This is a genomic window from Streptomyces sp. W16 (assembly GCF_033194735.1).
Taxonomy (GTDB): domain Bacteria; phylum Actinomycetota; class Actinomycetes; order Streptomycetales; family Streptomycetaceae; genus Streptomyces.
Genome location: NZ_JAWOAI010000199.1, coordinates 1 through 16,463, shown reverse-complemented (window position 1 = coordinate 16,463; position 16,463 = coordinate 1). Strand labels below are relative to the sequence as shown.

Annotated in this window: 17 protein-coding genes and 1 pseudogene; 6 read left to right on the top strand and 12 right to left on the bottom strand. The window is 71.7% G+C overall.

Annotated features, from left to right (window positions below; all coding sequences use genetic code 11):
* Both R6V09_RS25495 and R6V09_RS25490 read left to right on the top strand, forming a co-directional pair.
* Nucleotides 1–552, top strand: a 552-nt coding sequence (locus R6V09_RS25495; protein ID WP_317883752.1) for a LacI family DNA-binding transcriptional regulator, incomplete at its 5' end; no start/stop codon positions are given.
* A 203-nt stretch (nt 553–755) separates the two neighbouring features.
* On the top strand, nt 756–2,192 hold the full coding sequence (locus tag R6V09_RS25490) for an aldehyde dehydrogenase family protein (protein WP_317883751.1): 1,437 nt from the start codon (nt 756–758) through the stop codon (nt 2,190–2,192).
* Between the two features lie 19 nt (nt 2,193–2,211).
* Here the strand turns inward: R6V09_RS25490 and trxA are convergent, their stop codons facing one another.
* Nucleotides 2,212–2,598 (bottom strand): thioredoxin, encoded by a 387-nt coding sequence (trxA, locus tag R6V09_RS25485; RefSeq protein ID WP_317883750.1) that lies wholly within the window; start codon nt 2,596–2,598, stop codon nt 2,212–2,214.
* 122 nt (nt 2,599–2,720) lie between these two features.
* Here trxA and R6V09_RS25480 point away from each other — a divergent pair, with 122 nt between their 5' ends.
* A complete protein-coding gene (locus R6V09_RS25480) occupies nt 2,721–4,151 on the top strand; it encodes a dihydrolipoyl dehydrogenase family protein (protein WP_317883749.1) in 1,431 nt (476 codons plus the stop codon).
* 14 nt (nt 4,152–4,165) lie between these two features.
* On the opposite strand, the gene R6V09_RS25475 is transcribed toward R6V09_RS25480, so the two are convergent.
* Nucleotides 4,166–4,810, bottom strand: a complete 645-nt coding sequence (locus R6V09_RS25475; protein WP_317883748.1) for a peptide deformylase — start codon at nt 4,808–4,810, stop codon at nt 4,166–4,168.
* Between the two features lie 163 nt (nt 4,811–4,973).
* On the opposite strand from R6V09_RS25475, the gene R6V09_RS25470 reads away from it, so the two are divergent.
* On the top strand, nt 4,974–6,365 hold the full coding sequence (locus R6V09_RS25470) for a PepSY-associated TM helix domain-containing protein (protein ID WP_317883747.1): 1,392 nt from the start codon (nt 4,974–4,976) through the stop codon (nt 6,363–6,365).
* Between the two features lie 62 nt (nt 6,366–6,427).
* On the opposite strand, the gene R6V09_RS25465 is transcribed toward R6V09_RS25470, so the two are convergent.
* The 3 genes from R6V09_RS25465 to R6V09_RS25455 are packed head-to-tail and all read right to left on the bottom strand — an operon-like array spanning nt 6,428 to nt 7,749.
* A complete protein-coding gene (locus tag R6V09_RS25465) occupies nt 6,428–6,775 on the bottom strand; it encodes a tetratricopeptide repeat protein (RefSeq protein ID WP_019068407.1) in 348 nt (115 codons plus the stop codon).
* A gap of 48 nt (nt 6,776–6,823) precedes the next feature.
* Complete coding sequence (locus R6V09_RS25460; protein WP_317883746.1) at nt 6,824–7,270, bottom strand: MarR family winged helix-turn-helix transcriptional regulator; 447 nt, start codon at nt 7,268–7,270, stop codon at nt 6,824–6,826.
* Nucleotides 7,267–7,749, bottom strand: coding sequence for a MarR family winged helix-turn-helix transcriptional regulator (locus R6V09_RS25455; protein ID WP_317883745.1), 483 nt, complete (start codon nt 7,747–7,749; stop codon nt 7,267–7,269). Before R6V09_RS25455 ends, R6V09_RS25460 begins: the two co-directional genes overlap by 4 nt.
* Before the next feature lie 138 nt (nt 7,750–7,887).
* Between R6V09_RS25455 and R6V09_RS25450 the strand changes: the two genes are divergently transcribed.
* Nucleotides 7,888–8,853 carry a pirin family protein gene (locus R6V09_RS25450; protein ID WP_317883744.1) on the top strand — a complete coding sequence of 322 codons (966 nt, stop codon included), beginning with the start codon at nt 7,888–7,890 and terminating at the stop codon, nt 8,851–8,853.
* 487 nt (nt 8,854–9,340) lie between these two features.
* Here the strand turns inward: R6V09_RS25450 and R6V09_RS25445 are convergent, their stop codons facing one another.
* Genes R6V09_RS25445 through R6V09_RS25435 form a run of 3 tightly spaced genes read right to left on the bottom strand, consistent with a single transcriptional unit; the run spans nt 9,341 to nt 11,357 of the window.
* Nucleotides 9,341–9,574, bottom strand: a complete 234-nt coding sequence (locus tag R6V09_RS25445) for a 4-oxalocrotonate tautomerase family protein (RefSeq protein WP_317883743.1) — start codon at nt 9,572–9,574, stop codon at nt 9,341–9,343.
* 28 nt (nt 9,575–9,602) lie between these two features.
* Complete coding sequence (locus R6V09_RS25440) at nt 9,603–10,514, bottom strand: SDR family oxidoreductase (protein WP_317883742.1); 912 nt, start codon at nt 10,512–10,514, stop codon at nt 9,603–9,605.
* Between the two features lie 48 nt (nt 10,515–10,562).
* Complete coding sequence (locus R6V09_RS25435) at nt 10,563–11,357, bottom strand: SDR family oxidoreductase (RefSeq protein ID WP_317883741.1); 795 nt, start codon at nt 11,355–11,357, stop codon at nt 10,563–10,565.
* Between the two features lie 160 nt (nt 11,358–11,517).
* On the opposite strand from R6V09_RS25435, the gene R6V09_RS25430 reads away from it, so the two are divergent.
* Nucleotides 11,518–12,411 carry a helix-turn-helix transcriptional regulator gene (locus tag R6V09_RS25430; RefSeq protein ID WP_317883740.1) on the top strand — a complete coding sequence of 298 codons (894 nt, stop codon included), beginning with the start codon at nt 11,518–11,520 and terminating at the stop codon, nt 12,409–12,411.
* Between the two features lie 245 nt (nt 12,412–12,656).
* Here R6V09_RS25430 and R6V09_RS25425 read toward each other — a convergent pair whose 3' ends face one another.
* The 4 genes and pseudogenes from R6V09_RS25425 to R6V09_RS25410 form a co-directional block, all read right to left on the bottom strand.
* Nucleotides 12,657–13,340 carry a GNAT family N-acetyltransferase gene (locus tag R6V09_RS25425; RefSeq protein WP_317883739.1) on the bottom strand — a complete coding sequence of 228 codons (684 nt, stop codon included), beginning with the start codon at nt 13,338–13,340 and terminating at the stop codon, nt 12,657–12,659.
* Entirely contained in the window at nt 13,337–13,645 is a 309-nt protein-coding gene (locus R6V09_RS25420; protein WP_317883738.1) for a hypothetical protein, read from the bottom strand. The genes R6V09_RS25425 and R6V09_RS25420 overlap by 4 nt, the downstream gene beginning before the upstream one ends.
* Before the next feature lie 31 nt (nt 13,646–13,676).
* On the bottom strand, nt 13,677–14,897 hold the full coding sequence (locus tag R6V09_RS25415; protein ID WP_317883737.1) for a metallophosphoesterase: 1,221 nt from the start codon (nt 14,895–14,897) through the stop codon (nt 13,677–13,679).
* A gap of 310 nt (nt 14,898–15,207) precedes the next feature.
* Nucleotides 15,208–15,612 (bottom strand): annotated as a pseudogene (locus R6V09_RS25410) (carbohydrate binding domain-containing protein); the annotation flags it as partial.
* Between the last annotated feature and the right edge of the window lie 851 nt (nt 15,613–16,463).

The window sequence follows — 16,463 nt, the reverse complement described above, 5'->3', positions numbered from 1 at the left end:
ACGCTCGGCCCCGAGCCGATCGAGGGCGCACACGTCCTGCTCCTGGACCACGAGGGCGTCGGCCACTGTGCGGGCGTGCACCTCTACGGCCGCGGCCGGCGCCGGATCGGTGTGGTCATGCCCCAGGAGCCGGGCATGGGGATCTTCTCCCGGCCCCGCCTCGAAGGCGTGCGCCGCGCCCTGCTCGGCACGGACGCCACCGTGACCGAACTCCCGCTCGCCTACAGCGAGGAGAGCGCCGCCAGGACCGCCGCCCAGTGGCGCGCTCTCGGCCTCGACGCGGTGTTCGCGTACAACGACGAGTACGCGATGCTGCTGATGCGCGCCCTCCAGGACGAAGGCATCCGCATCCCCGAGGACACCGCCGTGGTCGGCGCCGACGACCTGATGATCGGCCGGCTGCTGCGACCGCGCCTGAGCACCGTCCAGATCCAGCTCCCGTCCGGCCGCGACCTCGCCGAACTGGTCGACAACGCGGTGCGCGACCCCGGCGCGGTGCCGGCCGTGCACGAACTGCTCGGTGCCTCGGTGGTGCACCGCGACTCCAGCTGAAAGCTGAACCGGATCCGTCGACCGCAGCCGGGGCGGACGCGCCGTACGCGAACTAGGATGTTGCACTCTCAACCAGATGGGGGTGCGTTCGATCACGGATGCGGTCCAGACGTCTGCACCGGATCACCGCATCCCGTCACGCGAACGACCCGGGACTCCAACTACCCCTGCGGGTCCCGCCGTTGACGGAACGGAGAGCCGCCATGCCCCTGCTCGACCCCAAGATCTGGCAGTCCCGCCCCCTCTCGGGCCCCGAGTACACGGTCACCGAGCCCGCCACCGGCGACCCGCTCGGTACCGTCACGCTCGCCGCGGCCGAGGACATACGCCCCGCCGCTCAGGCGGCCGGAGCCGCGCAGACCGAGTGGGCGCGCGTCCCGCACTTCGTCCGCGCCGGAGTGCTGCGCAGGGCCGGTGACCTGTTCGCCGCGCACGCCGAGGAGCTGCGCGAGTGGATCGTGCGGGAGTCCGGTTCCATCCCCGGCAAGGCAGACTTCGAACTGCACGTCGCCGCCCAGGAGTGCTACGAGGCCGCCGCGCTCGCCTCCCGCCCGGCCGGGCAGGTCCTCCCGTCGGAGGCGCCCCGGCTGTCGTACACCCGGCGGATCCCGGTTGGAGTCGTCGGCGTGATCGCGCCGTTCAACGCCCCGCTGATCCTCTCCATCCGCTCGGTCGCCCCGGCGCTCGCGCTCGGCAACGCGGTCGTCCTCAAGCCGGACCCGCGCACCGCGGTCTGCGGGGGACTGGCCCTTGCGGCGGTCTTCGCGGAGGCCGGCCTGCCCGACGAACTTCTCCAAGTCCTGCCCGGCGGCGCCGAGGTGGGGGCCGCACTGGTCGCCGACCCGCAGGTGCCCGTCATCTCCTTCACCGGCTCAACCGCCGCCGGGCGCGCGGTCGGTGAGGCGGCGGGGCGTCATCTCAAGCGCGCACACCTGGAGTTGGGCGGGAACTCCGCCCTCATCGTGCTGGCGGACGCCGACCTGGACGCGGTGATCTCCACGGCGGCCTGGGGTTCGTTCTTCCACCAGGGCCAGATCTGCATGACGACGGGCCGCCATCTCGTCCACGAGTCGCTCTACGAGGAGTACGTCGAACGCCTCGCCGCCAAGGCCGACTTGCTCGCCGTGGGCGACCCGCACCGGGCGCAGGTCCACCTCGGCCCGATTATCGACGCGGCCCAACTCGCCAAGGTGCACGGGCTTGTTGAAGCCAGCACGGCAGCTGGCGCCAGGCTGGCGGCCGGTGGCACTCACGAGGAGCTCTTCTACCGGCCGACCGTCCTCGCCGACGTCGACGACGACACCCCCGCCTACGCCGAGGAGGTCTTCGGCCCGGTGGCGCCGGTACGGTCCTTCGCCACCGCCGAGGAGGCGGCGGCGCTGGCGGCGACCGGACCGTACGGACTGTCGCTCGGCATCGTCACACGCGACGCGGCCCGCGGCCTGGACCTGGCAGAACGCATCCCGACCGGGATCGTCCACATCAACGACCAGACCGTCAACGACGAGGCCGTGGCGCCCTTCGGCGGGGTCGCCGCGTCCGGCACCGGCGCCCGCTTCGGCGGCGAGGCCAATATCGAGGCCTTCACCGACGTGCGCTGGACGACGGTGCGCGGGGACGTGGCGTCGTACCCGTTCTAGGGATTCCTGAAAGGCGGTCCTACTTGCCGTTCTGCTCGGCCTGCTCCTGCTGCTCGGCGACCGACTTGCGGACCTCGTCCATGTCGAGCTTGCGGGCCTGGCCGATGACGTCGGTCAGGGCGGCCTCCGGCAGGGCGCCGGGCTGGGCGAACACGGCGACGCGGTCACGGACGATCATCAGCGTGGGGATCGACTGGATGCCGAAGGCCTGCGCCAGCTCGGGCTGGGCCTCGGTGTCGATCTTGCCGAAGACAAGGTCCGGGTTGTCGTCGGCCGCCTTCTCGTAGACCGGGGCGAACTGACGGCACGGCCCGCACCAGGACGCCCAGAAGTCGATCAGGACGAAGTCGTTGTCCGTGACCGTCTGGTCGAAGTTCTCCTTGGTGAGCTCCACGGTGCTGCTCATGACGTGATTCCCTCTTCCTCGATGTGGGGGCGAAGCCGTCCCGGACAACACGGTCGTCCGGGCCCGTATTCCGCGCCCCTACCCGTGTGGCCTCAGCGCACACCACCCAGCAGACTGGCCCCATGACGGAAACGGAATCCATCGTGTACGACGTCGTGGTGGTCGGGGCCGGGCCCGTGGGGGAGAACGTCGCCGACCGCACCCGTGCGGCCGGCCTCTCCACCGCGATCGTGGAGAGCGAACTCATCGGCGGCGAGTGCTCGTACTGGGCCTGTATGCCCAGCAAGGCCCTGCTGCGCCCAGTGATCGCCCGCGCCGACGCCCGCCGCGTGCCCGGCCTCGGCCACCTCGTCCAAGGCCCCCTCGACACCGCCGCGGTACTCGCCCACCGCGACTACGAGGCCTCGGGCTGGAAGGACGACGGCCAGGTCCGCTGGCTCGACGGCATCGGCGCCGACCTCTACCGCGGCCAGGGCCGCCTCGACGGCCCCCGCAAGGTGACGGTCACCGGCCCCGACGGCGTACGGCACGTCCTCACGGCCCGGCACGCGGTCGCCGTGTGCACGGGCACCCGCGCCCTCCTCCCCGACCTGCCCGCACTCGCCGACGTCAAGCCCTGGACCAGCCGCGAGGCCACCAGCGCCAAGGCCGCGCCCGGCCGGCTGATCGTGGTCGGCGGCGGGGTCGTGGCCGTCGAAATGGCCACCGCCTGGCAGGCGTTGGGCTCCCGGGTCACCCTCCTCGTCCGCGGCAAGGGCCTGCTGCCCCGCATGGAGCCCTTCGCCGGCGAACTGGTCGCGGACGCGCTCAGCGAGGCGGGCGTCGACCTGCGCACGGGTACCTCCGTCGCCTCGGTGACCCGCGAGAACGGCACCGTCGTCGCCGTCACCGACAGCGGCGACCGCATCGAGGCCGACGAGATCCTCTTCGCCACCGGACGCGCCCCCCAGACCGATGACATCGGCCTCGACACGATCGGCCTGGAACCGGGCTCCTGGCTGACGGTGGACGACTCCCTGCGCGTCCAGGACAGCGACTGGCTGTACGCGGTCGGCGACGTCAACCACCGCGCCCTCCTCACCCACCAGGGCAAGTACCAGGCACGTATAGCGGGCGCCGCGATCGCCGCCCGCGCCGAAGGCGTCCCGCTGCTGGAGACCGACCCGTGGGGCGCCCACGCGGCCACCGCCGACCACGACGCCGTACCCCAGGTCGTCTTCACCGACCCGGAGGCGGCGGCCGTCGGCCTCTCCCTCGCCGAGGCGGAACAGGCCGGCCACCGCGTCCGCGCCGTCGACGTCGAGTTCTCCTCGGTCGCCGGCGCCGGCCTCTACGCCGACGGCTACCGGGGCCGCGCCCGCATGATCGTCGACCTCGACGACGAGACCCTGCGCGGAGTCACCTTCGTCGGCCCCGGCGTCGGCGAACTGATCCACTCCGCGACCATCGCGGTAGCCGGCCAGGTCCCGATCAACCGCCTGTGGCACGCGGTCCCGTCGTACCCGACCATCAGCGAGGTGTGGCTCCGCCTGCTGGAGGCCTACCGGGGCTGAACACCCCTGACTTCCTACGGCAGTTGGAAGCCGAGCGCAGCCGACGCCTCGTCCGGTGTCGGCTGCGCCCAGCGCTCCGCCATCGCCTCGTTCGAGGACAGGGAGCGCAGTTCCGCGCGGTCGAGATAGAGCAGGCCGTCGAGATGGTCCGTCTCGTGCTGCACGATCCGCGCGGGCCACCCGGTGAACACCTCGTCCACCGACCGCCCGAACTCGTCCTGCCCGGTCAGCCGTACCTCGGCGTGCCGCGCCACCACGGCCTGCCAGCCCGGCACGCTCAGACACCCCTCGAAGAACGCGGCCCGACCGTCGCCGACCGGCTCGTACGACGGATTGACCAGCCCCCGGAAGGGCTGCGGCACCCGCCCGCGCACCACCCGCACCTCGTCCGGCACCGGCGCCGGATCCTCGATCACCGCGATCCGCAGCTCCACCCCGACCTGCGGCGCCGCGACGCCGACGCCCGGCGCCGCGTGCATGGTCACACGCAACGCCTCGACGAACCGGGCCAGCAGCGCGGGCTCCAACTGGCCGTCGAACGGCTCGGTACCGCGCCTGAGCACCGGGTCACCGGCCGAGACGATGGGCAACGGACCGCCGGCGGTGAGGAGTTCCTCGACCCGCTCGGCCAGGGGCGCGCGATCACTGGGAAGTGCCATCGCGCCAGGATGCCATGGCCTCCGGCCCGACCCGAAGTGACGCACGCCACTCCAGCCCACGGGAACTCGGCGCCTTCACCCGCCGACTACTGGATCACTACGGCCACGACACCCCCTGCACCGTCCCCCGTCCCCGCCCCCTGCCTCCCGGAGAAGCCCGCCCATGTCCACCGCTCCCTCGACCGCCCCGGCCGAGGTCCCGCAAGAGCCGGCCCCGGCACCGTCCCCCAGCCGCTGGGCCCCGCTGCGCCCCCTGATCCTGCGCCTGCACTTCTACGCCGGAGTGCTCGTCGCCCCGTTCCTGCTCGTCGCCGCGACCACCGGCTTCCTGTACGCCGGCGCCTTCCAGGCCGAACGGATCGTGTACGCCCATGAGTTGACCGTCCCCGTCGGCGACCGCGAGCTGCCGATCTCGCAGCAGGTGACCGCCGCCCGCAAGGCACACCCCGAGGGCACCGTCTCCGCGGTCCGCCCCGCCCCGGAGGCCGGCGCCACCACCCGCGTCATGCTCTCCGGCGTCGAGGGCGTCCGCTCCGACCACACCCTCGCGGTGTTCGTCGACCCGTACACCGGGAAGGTCCGCGGCGCGCTGGAACAGTACGGCTCGACCGGAGCGCTCCCGCTGCGCACCTGGATCGACGACCTCCACCGCAATCTGAACCTCGGCGAAACCGGCCGCCTGTACAGCGAGTTCGCCGCGAGCTGGCTGTGGGTCATCTCGGGCGGCGGCCTGGTGCTGTGGTTCTCCCGCCGCCGCGCCCTGCGCAAGCTGCGCGGCACCAGCGGACGCCGTCGCACCCTCGGCCTGCACGGCACGGTGGGTGTCTGGGCCGCCGCCGGGTTCATCTTCCTCTCGGCGACCGGACTGACCTGGTCGACGTACGCGGGCGCCAACATCGACGAACTCCGCACCTCCCTGGGCCAGTCCACGCCCTCGGTGTCCGCCGCGGCGAGCGGTGAGCACGCGGGCCACGGTGGCTCCACCGCGACCGGCGACGCCGAACACGGGGTGGGCCTCGACAAGATCCTCGCCGCCGCGCGGGCCGAGGGGCTGGGCAACCCGGTCGAGATCGTCCCGCCCGCCGACGCGAACTCGGCGTACGTCGTCAAACAGGTCCAGCGCAGCTGGCCCGAGAAACAGGACGCGGTCGCCGTCGACCCCACCACGGGCAAGGTGACCGACGAACTCCGCTTCGCCGACTACCCGTTGCTCGCCAAACTGACCCGCTGGGGCATCGACCTGCACACCGGTGTCCTCTTCGGCCTCGTCAACCAGATAGCCCTGATGCTGCTCGCCCTCTCCCTGATCCTGCTGATCGTGTGGGGCTACCGCATGTGGTGGCAGCGCGGCCGGGGTTCCTCCTTCGGCCGCCCGATCCCGCGTGGTGCCTGGGCCCAGGTGCCTCCGCTGCTCCTCGTCCCCGGCGTGGCGGTGATCGCCGTACTCGGCTATTTCGTCCCGCTGTTGGGGATCCCGCTGGCCGCGTTCATCGCGGTGGACGTGGTGCTGGGCGAGGTGGCCCACCGCCAGGGCCGCCGGACGTACGCGAAGTAGCGACACAGGCGAAGGGGCCCGGTTCCGTGACGGAACCGGGCCCCTCTGCGCGTCAGCGTGCGTCAGACCTGCTCGAAGTCACCCGCGAGCGCCGAGGCGATCCGCAGATGCGAACCCGCCTCCTCGTGCCGGCCCTGGCGCTCCAGCGTGCGGCCCAGCATCAGCCGTGCGTAGTGCTCCACCGGGTCACGCTCCACGAGGACACGCAACTCGGTCTCGGCGCGCCGGAGTTGGGCCGAGTGGTAGTAGGCGCGCGCCAGCAGCAGGCGCGGTCCGGTCTGCTCCGGCACCTCCTCGACCAGCCCGCCCAGCACCCGGGCCGCAGCGGCGTAGTCCTTGGCGTCGAAGAACATCTGCGCGCGCTCCCAGCGCTCCGCCGGTGTTCCGTGGTCGTAGTACGTCATGTCCACTTGACCTCCTTCGACCCACACAACGGACGCTGTTGGTTGAATATTCCACTACTCTGCCGCGGCGGCCAGTTCCGCGTTCGCCCGCTCGGTGACCAGGGTCAGCACCCGGCCGGCGCTCTCCAGGTCCTCCGCCGGAATGCCGGCGTAGATCCGGGCGGAGATCACGTTCGTCTCGGTGGTGACCTGGTCGTACACCTCCCGGCCGGTGTCCGTGATCCGCACGTCGGACGTGTCGGCTTCGAGCAGCTTCGCGGTGATCAGTTCGTCGACGGTGGTGTGCGCGGCGGTCGCGTCGATCTTCAGGGCCGATGCGACCTCCCCGACGAGGTGATCGCGGCCGACAGGGCCGTCGGCGTCGGCGGCGACCCGGAGGGTTATCTGCTGTTGGAAGCCGAGACCGTGCCGGGTCAGCACGCTCTCCAGGACCGCGCGTCCGGCGTAATGGGCGAGGGCGATGACGCGGCCGTTGGCGCGGGGTGCGGTGGTGGTGGTCATGACTGCTCCTTCTCGTGCTCACTCGCGGGGTTGAGGGGTGTGTCGAGCAGAGTCGCCAGGTCCCGGCTGAACTCCCGGGTCCGCTCGCTGTCGAGACCGCCGAGCGGTGCCAGCAGTTGCTGCAGAAGTCCGTGGACGACCTTGATCGCCTGCCGGGTCACGTCGCGGCCCTCGTCGGTGAGGGCCAGTTGGACCGCGCGCGGATCGCGGGGGTCCCGGGTGCGCTCGACGAGGCCCGCGGACTCCAGGGCCCGGGCCAGCTTCGACACATAGAGGGCTTCGAGTCCGGTGTGATCGGCGAGGTGCCGCTGGCTGGGGCGCAGCCCCGAGCGCTGCATGCCGTACAGCGACGCCACCAGGGAGTACTGCGCATGGGTCAGTCCCAGGGGTGCCACCGCGCGGTCGACCGCCACACGCCACTTCATCGACAGTCGCCAGACCAGGAAACCGGGCGTCGCGCCCTCGGATGCCGTACTCATGACCGATACAGTACATGGCTACTATAGCCATGGCTACTGTTTCTCGGACAGAACGGCGAAAGCGAGGCACATGCCCCGAGGGGCGGACCGGCGGTTGACGGACTGACGGAACCGCCTCGACGGGACTAGGTTGTCGCCATGAGCAATCTTGATCGCGAAGCGGTTCCGGCCCTGTGCGGCGGCCGCGGTTTCGTGGTGGCGGAGCCCGTCCGTGAACTCCTCAGCCCTCGCAAGGTCCAGCTCGGCGAGTCCACCGAAGTCCGCCGGCTGCTGCCCAACCTGGGCCGCCGCATGGTCGGCGCCTGGTGCTTCGTCGATCACTACGGCCCCGACGACATCGCCGACGAACCCGGCATGCAGGTGCCCCCGCACCCCCACATGGGTCTGCAGACCGTCAGTTGGCTGCACGAGGGCGAGGTGCTGCACCGCGACTCGACCGGCAGCGTCGCGACGATCCGCCCGCGCGAACTGGGCCTCATGACCTCCGGCCGCGCGATCAGCCACGCCGAACAGAGCCCCAAGGCGCACGCCCGCTTCCTGCACGGCGCACAGCTCTGGGTCGCCCTCCCCGACCGCGACCGCCATGTCGACCCGCACTTCGAGCACCACGCCGAGCTGCCGGTCGTCACGGCGCCGGGCCTGCGCGCCACGATCGTCCTCGGCGACGTCGACGGCGCGGCCTCGCCCGGCACCACGTACACCCCGATCGTCGGCGCGGACCTGGCCCTCGCGGCCGGAGCGGACGTACGCCTGCCGCTGGAACCGGACTTCGAGTACGCCGTCCTCGCCATGTCCGGCGAGGCCCACGTCGACGGCGTCCCGGTCCTCCCCGGCTCGATGCTCTACCTCGGCTGCGGCCGCACCGAACTCCCGCTGCGCGCCGCGTCGGACGCCGGCCTGATGCTGCTGGGGGGCGAGCCGTTCGAGGAGGAGCTGATCATGTTCTGGAACTGGATCGGCCGCACCCAGGAAGAGATCGTGCAGGCTCGTGAGGACTGGATGACGGGGTCGCGATTCGGTGAGGTGAAGGGGTACGACGGGGCGCCGCTGCCGGCTCCTGAACTGCCTCCGCTGGCGTTGAAGCCGCGGGGGAGAGTGCGCTGACCTGCTGAGATGGGCCGACGGGGTTGTCTGGGGCGGGGGTGCGTGGACTTCGGTCACTGTGCTTGGGCGGCTCGGACCACACCGCTGTGCGGGACGCGATCGTTCCGGTCGAGTCAAGGTGCCTGGGCGGCAATGCGCAGGGCTCGGGAGGGGGTTCCGGTGTCGGCCGACCTGCTCCAGGCCGCCACCCGGCCCGCACGGCACGTCAAGTAGCTTCCGGCAGCGGCGCCGTCCCCGTCAGCTCGGTCTTCACGGCGTTCCGGTCCGGGACGACAGCCGCGTGGAAGGAACGCCCCGCGCGGTAGCTGGACGCGCCCCGTCCCCGCACTCCGGTGGACACCGCCGACCGATCGACCGAGTACGGGGACACTGTGAAGGGCTTCGCCGATCTCACCGACCCCCGGGACGAGCGAGGCCGTGTGGCGACGCTCGACCCGGGGCCCTCGGTTTGAAGGGTGCTGTTCTGGCCGAATGGCGGCCGGTGCGGTCAGGCGTCGCCGGCGTCGGTAGGTGTCGCCTCGCCGCCGAGCATGGCGAGGGTCAGCACGTTGCCGCCGATGCCCCAGCCGCCGTCGGCGACCTCTTCGACCAGAACCATGGTGTTGCTGCGGGCCTGCTCGCCGTAGAGCTCGACATACAGCTCGGTGGTGCGGGTGACGATCTCCTCCTTCTGCTTCGGGGTGAGGGTCTTCTCAAGGACCTTGAAGTTCGCGAAAGGCATGGCTGCTAGTTCTTTCTCTCAGGGGGTGTCAGAGGGAGCTGCCTGCGGTGAGCAGGCTGTCCAGTCCGATGCGGCGGAAGAAGTCGGCGCGGACGCGGTCGGCGACCGCGGAGACAACTTCGCTGCCGTCTCGGCTGGGGTCTATGTGGGTGCGCAGCGGCCGGGTGCCGTGCTTCATCGCGACCAGTCGCACGACGGCTTCGGCGACCTCGGCCACATCGGCGTCCGGAGGGATGAGCGCGGCCAGGCGCTTGCCCAGATCGCTCATGAGGGGTTGGTGACGCCGGTCGTAGGCTTCCGCACGGTCGACGTCGGCGGGGGCGCCCGCGTTGGCGAAGTGGCTGGTGCCGCTGGTGAACGCACCGGGCACCACGATCGCGGTGTCGATGCCGAACGGCAGCACCTCGGCGGCGTAGCTGACGGCCAGGGCGTCCATCGCGGCCTTGGCGGCGAAGTACGGGGCCAGGAACGGGGGACAGCCGCCGCGGGTGCTGGAGCTGCCGATCCACACCAGCAGCCCCGAGCCCTGCTCACGCAACTTCGGCAGGGCGGCGCGGTTGACGCGCTGGGTGCCCAGGACATTCACGTCGTACAGGTCCGCGAACTGCGCGGTGGTGAACGCCTCGGCGGCGCCCAGGACCATGTGCCCGGCGTTGTGCACGACCACGTCCAGCCGGCCGCGCTCGGCGAGGATCCGGTCGACCGCGGCGTCGGCGGAGTCCTGGGAGGTGACGTCCAGTTCGACGGCGTGCACGTCGGCCCGGTGGTCGGTGCCGTAGCGGGTCAGGTCGGCCGCCGCGGTCGCGTTGCGGGTCGTGATCCGGCGGATGCCCGCGTACACGGTGTGACCGGCGAGGGCCAGAGCACGCACGGACAGTGCCCCGATGCCGCTGGAGGCCCCGGTGACGAGGATGACCTTCCCTGTTTCGTCGTTGGTCATGGCAGGGCCTTTCGTTGGTCGATGGGGTGGCTGACTCGGGGGGCGGTTTCAGATGATTCCGCCGTTGGCGCGGACGACCTGTCCGTTGATCCAGTGGCCCGCCGGGGAGGCCAGGAACGCGACGACCTCGGCGATGTCGGCCGGGGTACCGAGGCGCTCCAGCGGAGGCTGGGCGGCCAGACGGGCGATGGTCTCCTCGTCCTTGCCGTCCAGGAACAGGTCGGTGGCCGTGGGGCCGGGTGCGACGGTGTTGGCGGTGACGTCCCGGCCCCGCAGCTCCCGGGCAAGGATCAGCGTCAGCGCCTCGACCGCGCCCTTGCTGGCGGCGTACGCGCCGTAGCCCGGGAAGGCCAGCCCCACCACGGACGTGGAGAACGTCACGATCGCGCCGCCGCCGCGCACACGACGGGCGGCCTGCTGCAGGACGACGAACGTGCCGCGGATGTTGGTGCGGTGCAGGTCGTCCAGGACGGCCAGGTCCAGCTCGGCGATCGGAGCGAGTTGCATCCGCCCGGCCGCGTGCACGACTACATCGACGCCGGCGGCACCGCCGCCGAACTCGGCTTCGGCCGCGTCGAACAAGGCCGCGACCGCGCCTTCGTCGGCGACGTCCGCGCGCACCGCGATCGCCCGGCCACCGCTGGTGACGGCCTCCTTCACGGCGGCTTCGGCCTCGTCCTGGTTACCGGCGTAGCCGACCACGACGGCGTACCCGTCGGCGGCCAGCCGGCCGACGGTCCGGCGGCCGATGCCGCGCGAGCCACCGGTGACGATCGCGACACGGGGCGAGGCGGAGGGCTGGGCCGAGGCAGCGGTCCCGTCGGGGGTGGTGGGGACAGGCATGGCTGACTCCTGTGGTGGAAGGGGGAGGTGGGCCGCGGCCTTGCCGTTGCCCTGCTGTGTCCTCCACGATCGGCCGGTCCTCCACCCCTAGCCAGGGCTGCGTCTACCCAGGGGATGCCACCCCCTGGCTGCGCTCCGGCCTACGAGCGACCATGGAGGGGTGAACCTTCCAGAACTCGGTGCCTTCCTCAGGACACGCCGCGACCGCATCCGCCCCGCCGAGGTCGGTCTCCCGCAGGGCCCGCGCCGGCGCGTTCCCGGGCTGCGCCGTGAGGAAGTCGCGCAGCTGGCAGGGCTGTCGGCCGACTACTACACCGAGCTGGAACGCGGCAGCGCGAAGAACGGTGTGCAGCCCTCGGCCCAGACCCTGGCCGCCCTCGCCCGCGCCCTGCGCCTGAACGGCGACGAGCGCGACCACCTCTTCCACCTGGCCGAACGGCCGATCCCCCCGTCAGCACACGGACCGTCGGCACACGTGCAGCCCGCGCTCCTCGGACTCCTGGACCGGCTGTCCAACACCCCCGCGCGCGTCATCACCGACCTGCACGAAACCCTGGTGGAGAACGACCTGGCCCTGACCCTGCTCGGCAGGTCCCCGGCACACCGCGGCCCGGCGGCGAGCCTCGTGTACCGCTGGTTCACCGACCCGCAGGCGCGCGAGATCTACCCGTCCGAGGACCACCCGCACCACTCCCGGGTGTTCGTGGCCGACCTCCAGGCAGCGGCCGCCCGGCGCGGCCGGGACGCGGAGGTCACGAAGATGGTCGCCGTGCTGCGCCGCCGCAGCGAGGAGTTCGCGGCCCTCTGGGACACCCATGACGTCGCGGTGCGCCGCATGGACCACAAGAGGATCGTCCACCCCATGCTCGGCGTCATCGAACTCGACTGCCACAACCTCCTCAGCGAGGACGGACGGCAACGCCTCCTGTGGTTCACCGCCCCGCCCGGAAGCCCGGGAGCCGAGCAGCTGGAACTGCTGTCCGTCGTAGGGACCCAGGAGCTGAGCGTCACGGAGGACATGGCACCGGAGAGGTTGTCCGCGACGGAATCCTGATCGCGGCGCTGACCCGCGCGGCAGCGGGAGGACCGCCTTCCTGCCGCCCGGCGGTCCACCTGCCCCGGCGGGCTCCCCGTGCCGCCCCCGCAGTTGGAGACGGCCGTGCAACTCGCCGGAGAGATCCGCTCCTCCACCGTCGCCGTCACCCTCGTCGTCCACGAACACGAACGGCTACGGCAAGCTCCGGCGCCGCACAGAGAAGAGCGGCGACGTCGTGGACCCTCCGAGCGATGAGACACGTCCTACCCGACGGAGGGAACCACCGGCCTCCGGGCGATCAGGACGTCGGCTTTGTGGCGCCAGCCGAGGGCGGAGTAGAGGTGCTGGCCATCCTCGCTGGCAATGAGAAGTCCGGTACGAGCACCCCGGGACACGGCGGCCTCCGCCAGAGCGCTCATCATCGCGCGGCCCAGGCCGCGTCGGCGGTGCGCTGCGTCCGTCTCGATGCGATCGGCGATCGCGTCACCGCCGACCACGGCAATGGACCCGCGCGCCGCCACCTCTCCGGAGGGGGCGTGGAGGGAGACGACCGTGACTGGTCCCTCCGTGCGCAGCTGGCACTCGTACGGCGCGGCAGGCGCGTGCTGCGGGTGCTCGGTCAGGTCAGTCGTCATGAACCACTCCGACCGGTGGAGCAACTCCAGTCCGGCGGCGCGGACGATGGCCTCGGCCGTGCCCGGGCGCAGCGTGGGCACCGTGAGCCAGGTGGTCTGCCGCTCGGCGGCGACGGCTGCCGCCAGCCGTGCCAAGGACTCGGGATCCTCGTCCGCACGCAGCGCGACCACCTCGACCTCGCGGCCGGGCTGGTCGCACTTGGACCGCAGGCCGTCCCCGGCGGGCTCGACCGGCTCGGCCTCGGGCAGCGAGCGGGCGACGGTCCAGCCGTCCAGCCAACGTCGTATCAGCCCTGATTCGATCTTCGTCATCCGGAGATTAGAGCATGACCGCAACGGGTGGGGGTCGCCGGCCATTTGCCGGGCGATCCGTCGGCGGGTCCGGCCAGGAGGGCGAGCCGGACGGTGTCGGCCGGGGAGACCAACTGCGGTACGACCTGGTCGAGCAACAGGCGTGCCGCGCCCGGGACTTCCTCGACGCGTATGGCTGCACCCGCCAGGAACGGCAGACGGTGATGGACATGGCCGCACCACGACCGCATTCCCTCGCGGACTTCATGCAAGAAGCGGCAGCCGCCGGTGACGAGAACTTCCAGCGGCACATCGAGGTGGGCCATCTCGCCTTTTGCGTACGGGACATCCGCGGTGCTACGGCGAGGTGGGCACGTGCGGAGAGCGGAGCACCAGCAGGGTGATCTCGCTGGGGGCGAAGACGCGGAACGGCGGGCCCCAGAAGCCGGTGCCGCGGCTGGTGTAGAGGAGCGTGCGGGTGCCGTGGCGGCTGAGGCCTGCGAGGGCGGGCTGGTCGAGGCGGACCAGGTGGTGGAAGGGCCAGATCTGGCCGCCGTGGGTGTGGCCGGAGAGCTGGAGGTCGATGCCCGCGGCTGCCGCCCGGTCGACGAACTTGGGCTGGTGCGCCAGGAGCAGGACAGGCAGGTCGGGGTCGGCGCCGTTCAGGGCTCCGGCGAGGTGGGCGCGGTGGCCCGGCAGGCCGGAGGACTCGGCGGTGACGTCGTCCACGCCGGCGACCACGAGGGTGTCGCCGCCGCGTTCGAGCAGCAGATGGCGGTTGCGCAGCGGCTCCCAGCCCAGCTCGTCCATCAGGTCGACCCAGCCCTGGGCCTCGCTGTAGTACTCGTGGTTGCCGGTGACGTAGACCCGGGCCCGGGTGGCCTGCACGGTACCGAGTGGGACGGCCTGGGCGCGGCGGCGCTCGGCCGTTCCGTCCGCGATGTCGCCGGTGTGGCAGACCAGGTCGGCTTCCAGGGTGTTCACGGTCTCGCACACCGTTGCCGACCAGCGGGCGCGGTCGAGCGGGCCGTAGTGGGTGTCGGTGATGAGTACGACACGGGTGCCGTCCAACCCGGCACCCAGTCGCGGGAGTTGCACGTCGAGGCGGCGCACGCGTGGCACGCGGCGGGCTTCGGCGTACCCCCAGGCGAGCAGTACGACGGTTGTGCCGAGGACGGCCCAGGTGACGATGCGGGCCCGGTCCTGGCCCTCGCCGACGCCGACCACGGTCAGGGCGAGCCGCAGCAGGACGCCGAGCAGAACGGACCAGGTGAACAGGACCCAGCCGGCGCCCAGCAGGGTGTCACCGACGATCGCCAGCCCGTCCTGCTGGCGCCGGCCGTGGCCGCGCACCATCGCGAGCGGCATACCGACGAGACCGAGGACGAACAGGGCGGTGCCGACCAGCGTGACGGGCAGCGGCCAGTGCTGGCCGGTGTACAGGAGCACCCCGCAGGGCACGGCCCACAGCAGGACCGGGGCGATCAGAGGGATGTAGCGCATCAAACGCTGCAGCCGGCTCCGCCGCGGAGCCTGCACTTCGCTGTCGGTGGATCGAGTGTCGCTGGTGTCGGTCACGCTTCCCTCTCTGACCAGGCTGCCGTCCCGGGCACTGTATCTGGTGCCCCTCGGGCCGGCCGGGCGGGTTGGGCCGCTGGACATGGCGGGTGGGGGTTAGCCGCGTCAAACGCACCCCGCCTCGTCGAACGCCCCAGCAGCCAGGCCCTGTTCACGGCAGCATGAACGATCACCACCGCGTGATCCGACATGACCGAGAGGCCCCGATGAGGCTGCTGCTGAGCTCCTGGTTCGCTGTCTGCGCGACGGAGAGGCACTGAACATCCAAGACACCACCACGACGGTCACCTGACGGCAGGCCCTAGGTGTGGCCGTCGCCACCGGACACCTTCAGGGCGATGTCGTCCGCGTAGTAGTTGCCCTGTGCGTACCAGCCGTGCACGTAGATGGTCGCGCTGGTCTGGGACGGGCCCGTGGTGAAGGAGACGGTCAGGGGGCTGTAGCGGGAGGGGGATGTGGTCCAGGTGGAGGTGGCGCCGTTCACGCCCAGGTAGACGTAGGAGCCGCGGACCCAGCCGCTGAGCGAGTAGGTGGTGTTCGGCCGGACCGCGACGGTCTGGTCGCACTGCGCGGTGTCGCTCGAACTCACCGTCCCCTTAAGGGCTTTGGAGCCCGCATGGACGGGTGAGGCGACGATTGAGCCGGGGCTGCCGGCGCAGTTCCACGGCGAGATGCTGCCTGATTCGAAGCCGGGGTTGGTCAGGGCGTCGGCGGCTCCGATCGCGCTCGGGGCGGCCGACGTCGGAGCGGCGGACGTCGGGGCGGTCGACGGTTTCGCCGAGGGTGTGGCCGGGGTTGCTTGGGTGGGGCTTGGGATCAGGAGGGAGCAGCCGAATCCGGCGACTGCCGCCGCGGCGACCGCGATCACCACGGCCGCCCGGCGCTGTCCGGGCCCCAGGCGCGGGCGGTCCACGGGGCGCGGCGGACGGGTGTTGCCGTCGGGTGCGGGGAGTTCCCGTGTTCTGGCGCCGGGGACGGGCGGGAGTTCCTCTGTCTCGCTGTCGGCCGAGGTGTCTGGGACGGGCGCGGTCTCGGTTGCCTGGCCGCGGTAGTGCTTGTCCTGGCGTATCTCGTCGAGCAGTTGGGCCAGCGCATCGGTGCTGCGCGGACGCAGGACGCGAATGGGCTCCAGCGCGGTGCGGTCGTCCCGTGAGTCGGACGCGGGCGGTGTGGGCACGGCGCTCTCCTTACGTCCCGTGGCAGAGACCGGAACTGTCCCTGTGGGATTGATACGCAACGTCCGCTGCGGAGGTTCAGCCGGTGTCGTGCCCGGAGAGGACGCGCTCGACGTCCGTGAGGTCAGGGACAGCCGTACGTCGACCGGGCGTTGACACGGACCGGTCTGAAGTTCTCGGCCGCTCCGGCTTCTGGTTTCTGGCTCTTCTTCGTCGGGCTCACGTCACCGTCGCGTGGGCCGCACCCACCAGCGCGGCGTCCCCCGCGGGGCCGGCAGGCCGCATCGAGCGAGTGCTCCCTGCGCCGGCCGCCGCTCCGGGACGTACGTCGTCCGGCGTCCAGCCTCCGGTCACGAGGCCGGTGGACAGTGCGGGGGCGACGAGGTCCCAG

Coding starts and splice junctions, on each gene's coding strand:
- R6V09_RS25490 (WP_317883751.1), top strand. CDS start 756: ATGCCCCTGCTCGACCCCAAGATCTGGCAGTCCCGCCCCCTCTCGGGC.
- trxA (WP_317883750.1), bottom strand. CDS start 2,598: ATGAGCAGCACCGTGGAGCTCACCAAGGAGAACTTCGACCAGACGGTC.
- R6V09_RS25480 (WP_317883749.1), top strand. CDS start 2,721: ATGACGGAAACGGAATCCATCGTGTACGACGTCGTGGTGGTCGGGGCC.
- R6V09_RS25475 (WP_317883748.1), bottom strand. CDS start 4,810: ATGGCACTTCCCAGTGATCGCGCGCCCCTGGCCGAGCGGGTCGAGGAA.
- R6V09_RS25470 (WP_317883747.1), top strand. CDS start 4,974: ATGTCCACCGCTCCCTCGACCGCCCCGGCCGAGGTCCCGCAAGAGCCG.
- R6V09_RS25460 (WP_317883746.1), bottom strand. CDS start 7,270: ATGACCACCACCACCGCACCCCGCGCCAACGGCCGCGTCATCGCCCTC.
- R6V09_RS25455 (WP_317883745.1), bottom strand. CDS start 7,749: ATGAGTACGGCATCCGAGGGCGCGACGCCCGGTTTCCTGGTCTGGCGA.
- R6V09_RS25450 (WP_317883744.1), top strand. CDS start 7,888: ATGAGCAATCTTGATCGCGAAGCGGTTCCGGCCCTGTGCGGCGGCCGC.
- R6V09_RS25445 (WP_317883743.1), bottom strand. CDS start 9,574: ATGCCTTTCGCGAACTTCAAGGTCCTTGAGAAGACCCTCACCCCGAAG.
- R6V09_RS25440 (WP_317883742.1), bottom strand. CDS start 10,514: ATGACCAACGACGAAACAGGGAAGGTCATCCTCGTCACCGGGGCCTCC.
- R6V09_RS25435 (WP_317883741.1), bottom strand. CDS start 11,357: ATGCCTGTCCCCACCACCCCCGACGGGACCGCTGCCTCGGCCCAGCCC.
- R6V09_RS25425 (WP_317883739.1), bottom strand. CDS start 13,340: ATGACGAAGATCGAATCAGGGCTGATACGACGTTGGCTGGACGGCTGG.
- R6V09_RS25420 (WP_317883738.1), bottom strand. CDS start 13,645: ATGGCCCACCTCGATGTGCCGCTGGAAGTTCTCGTCACCGGCGGCTGC.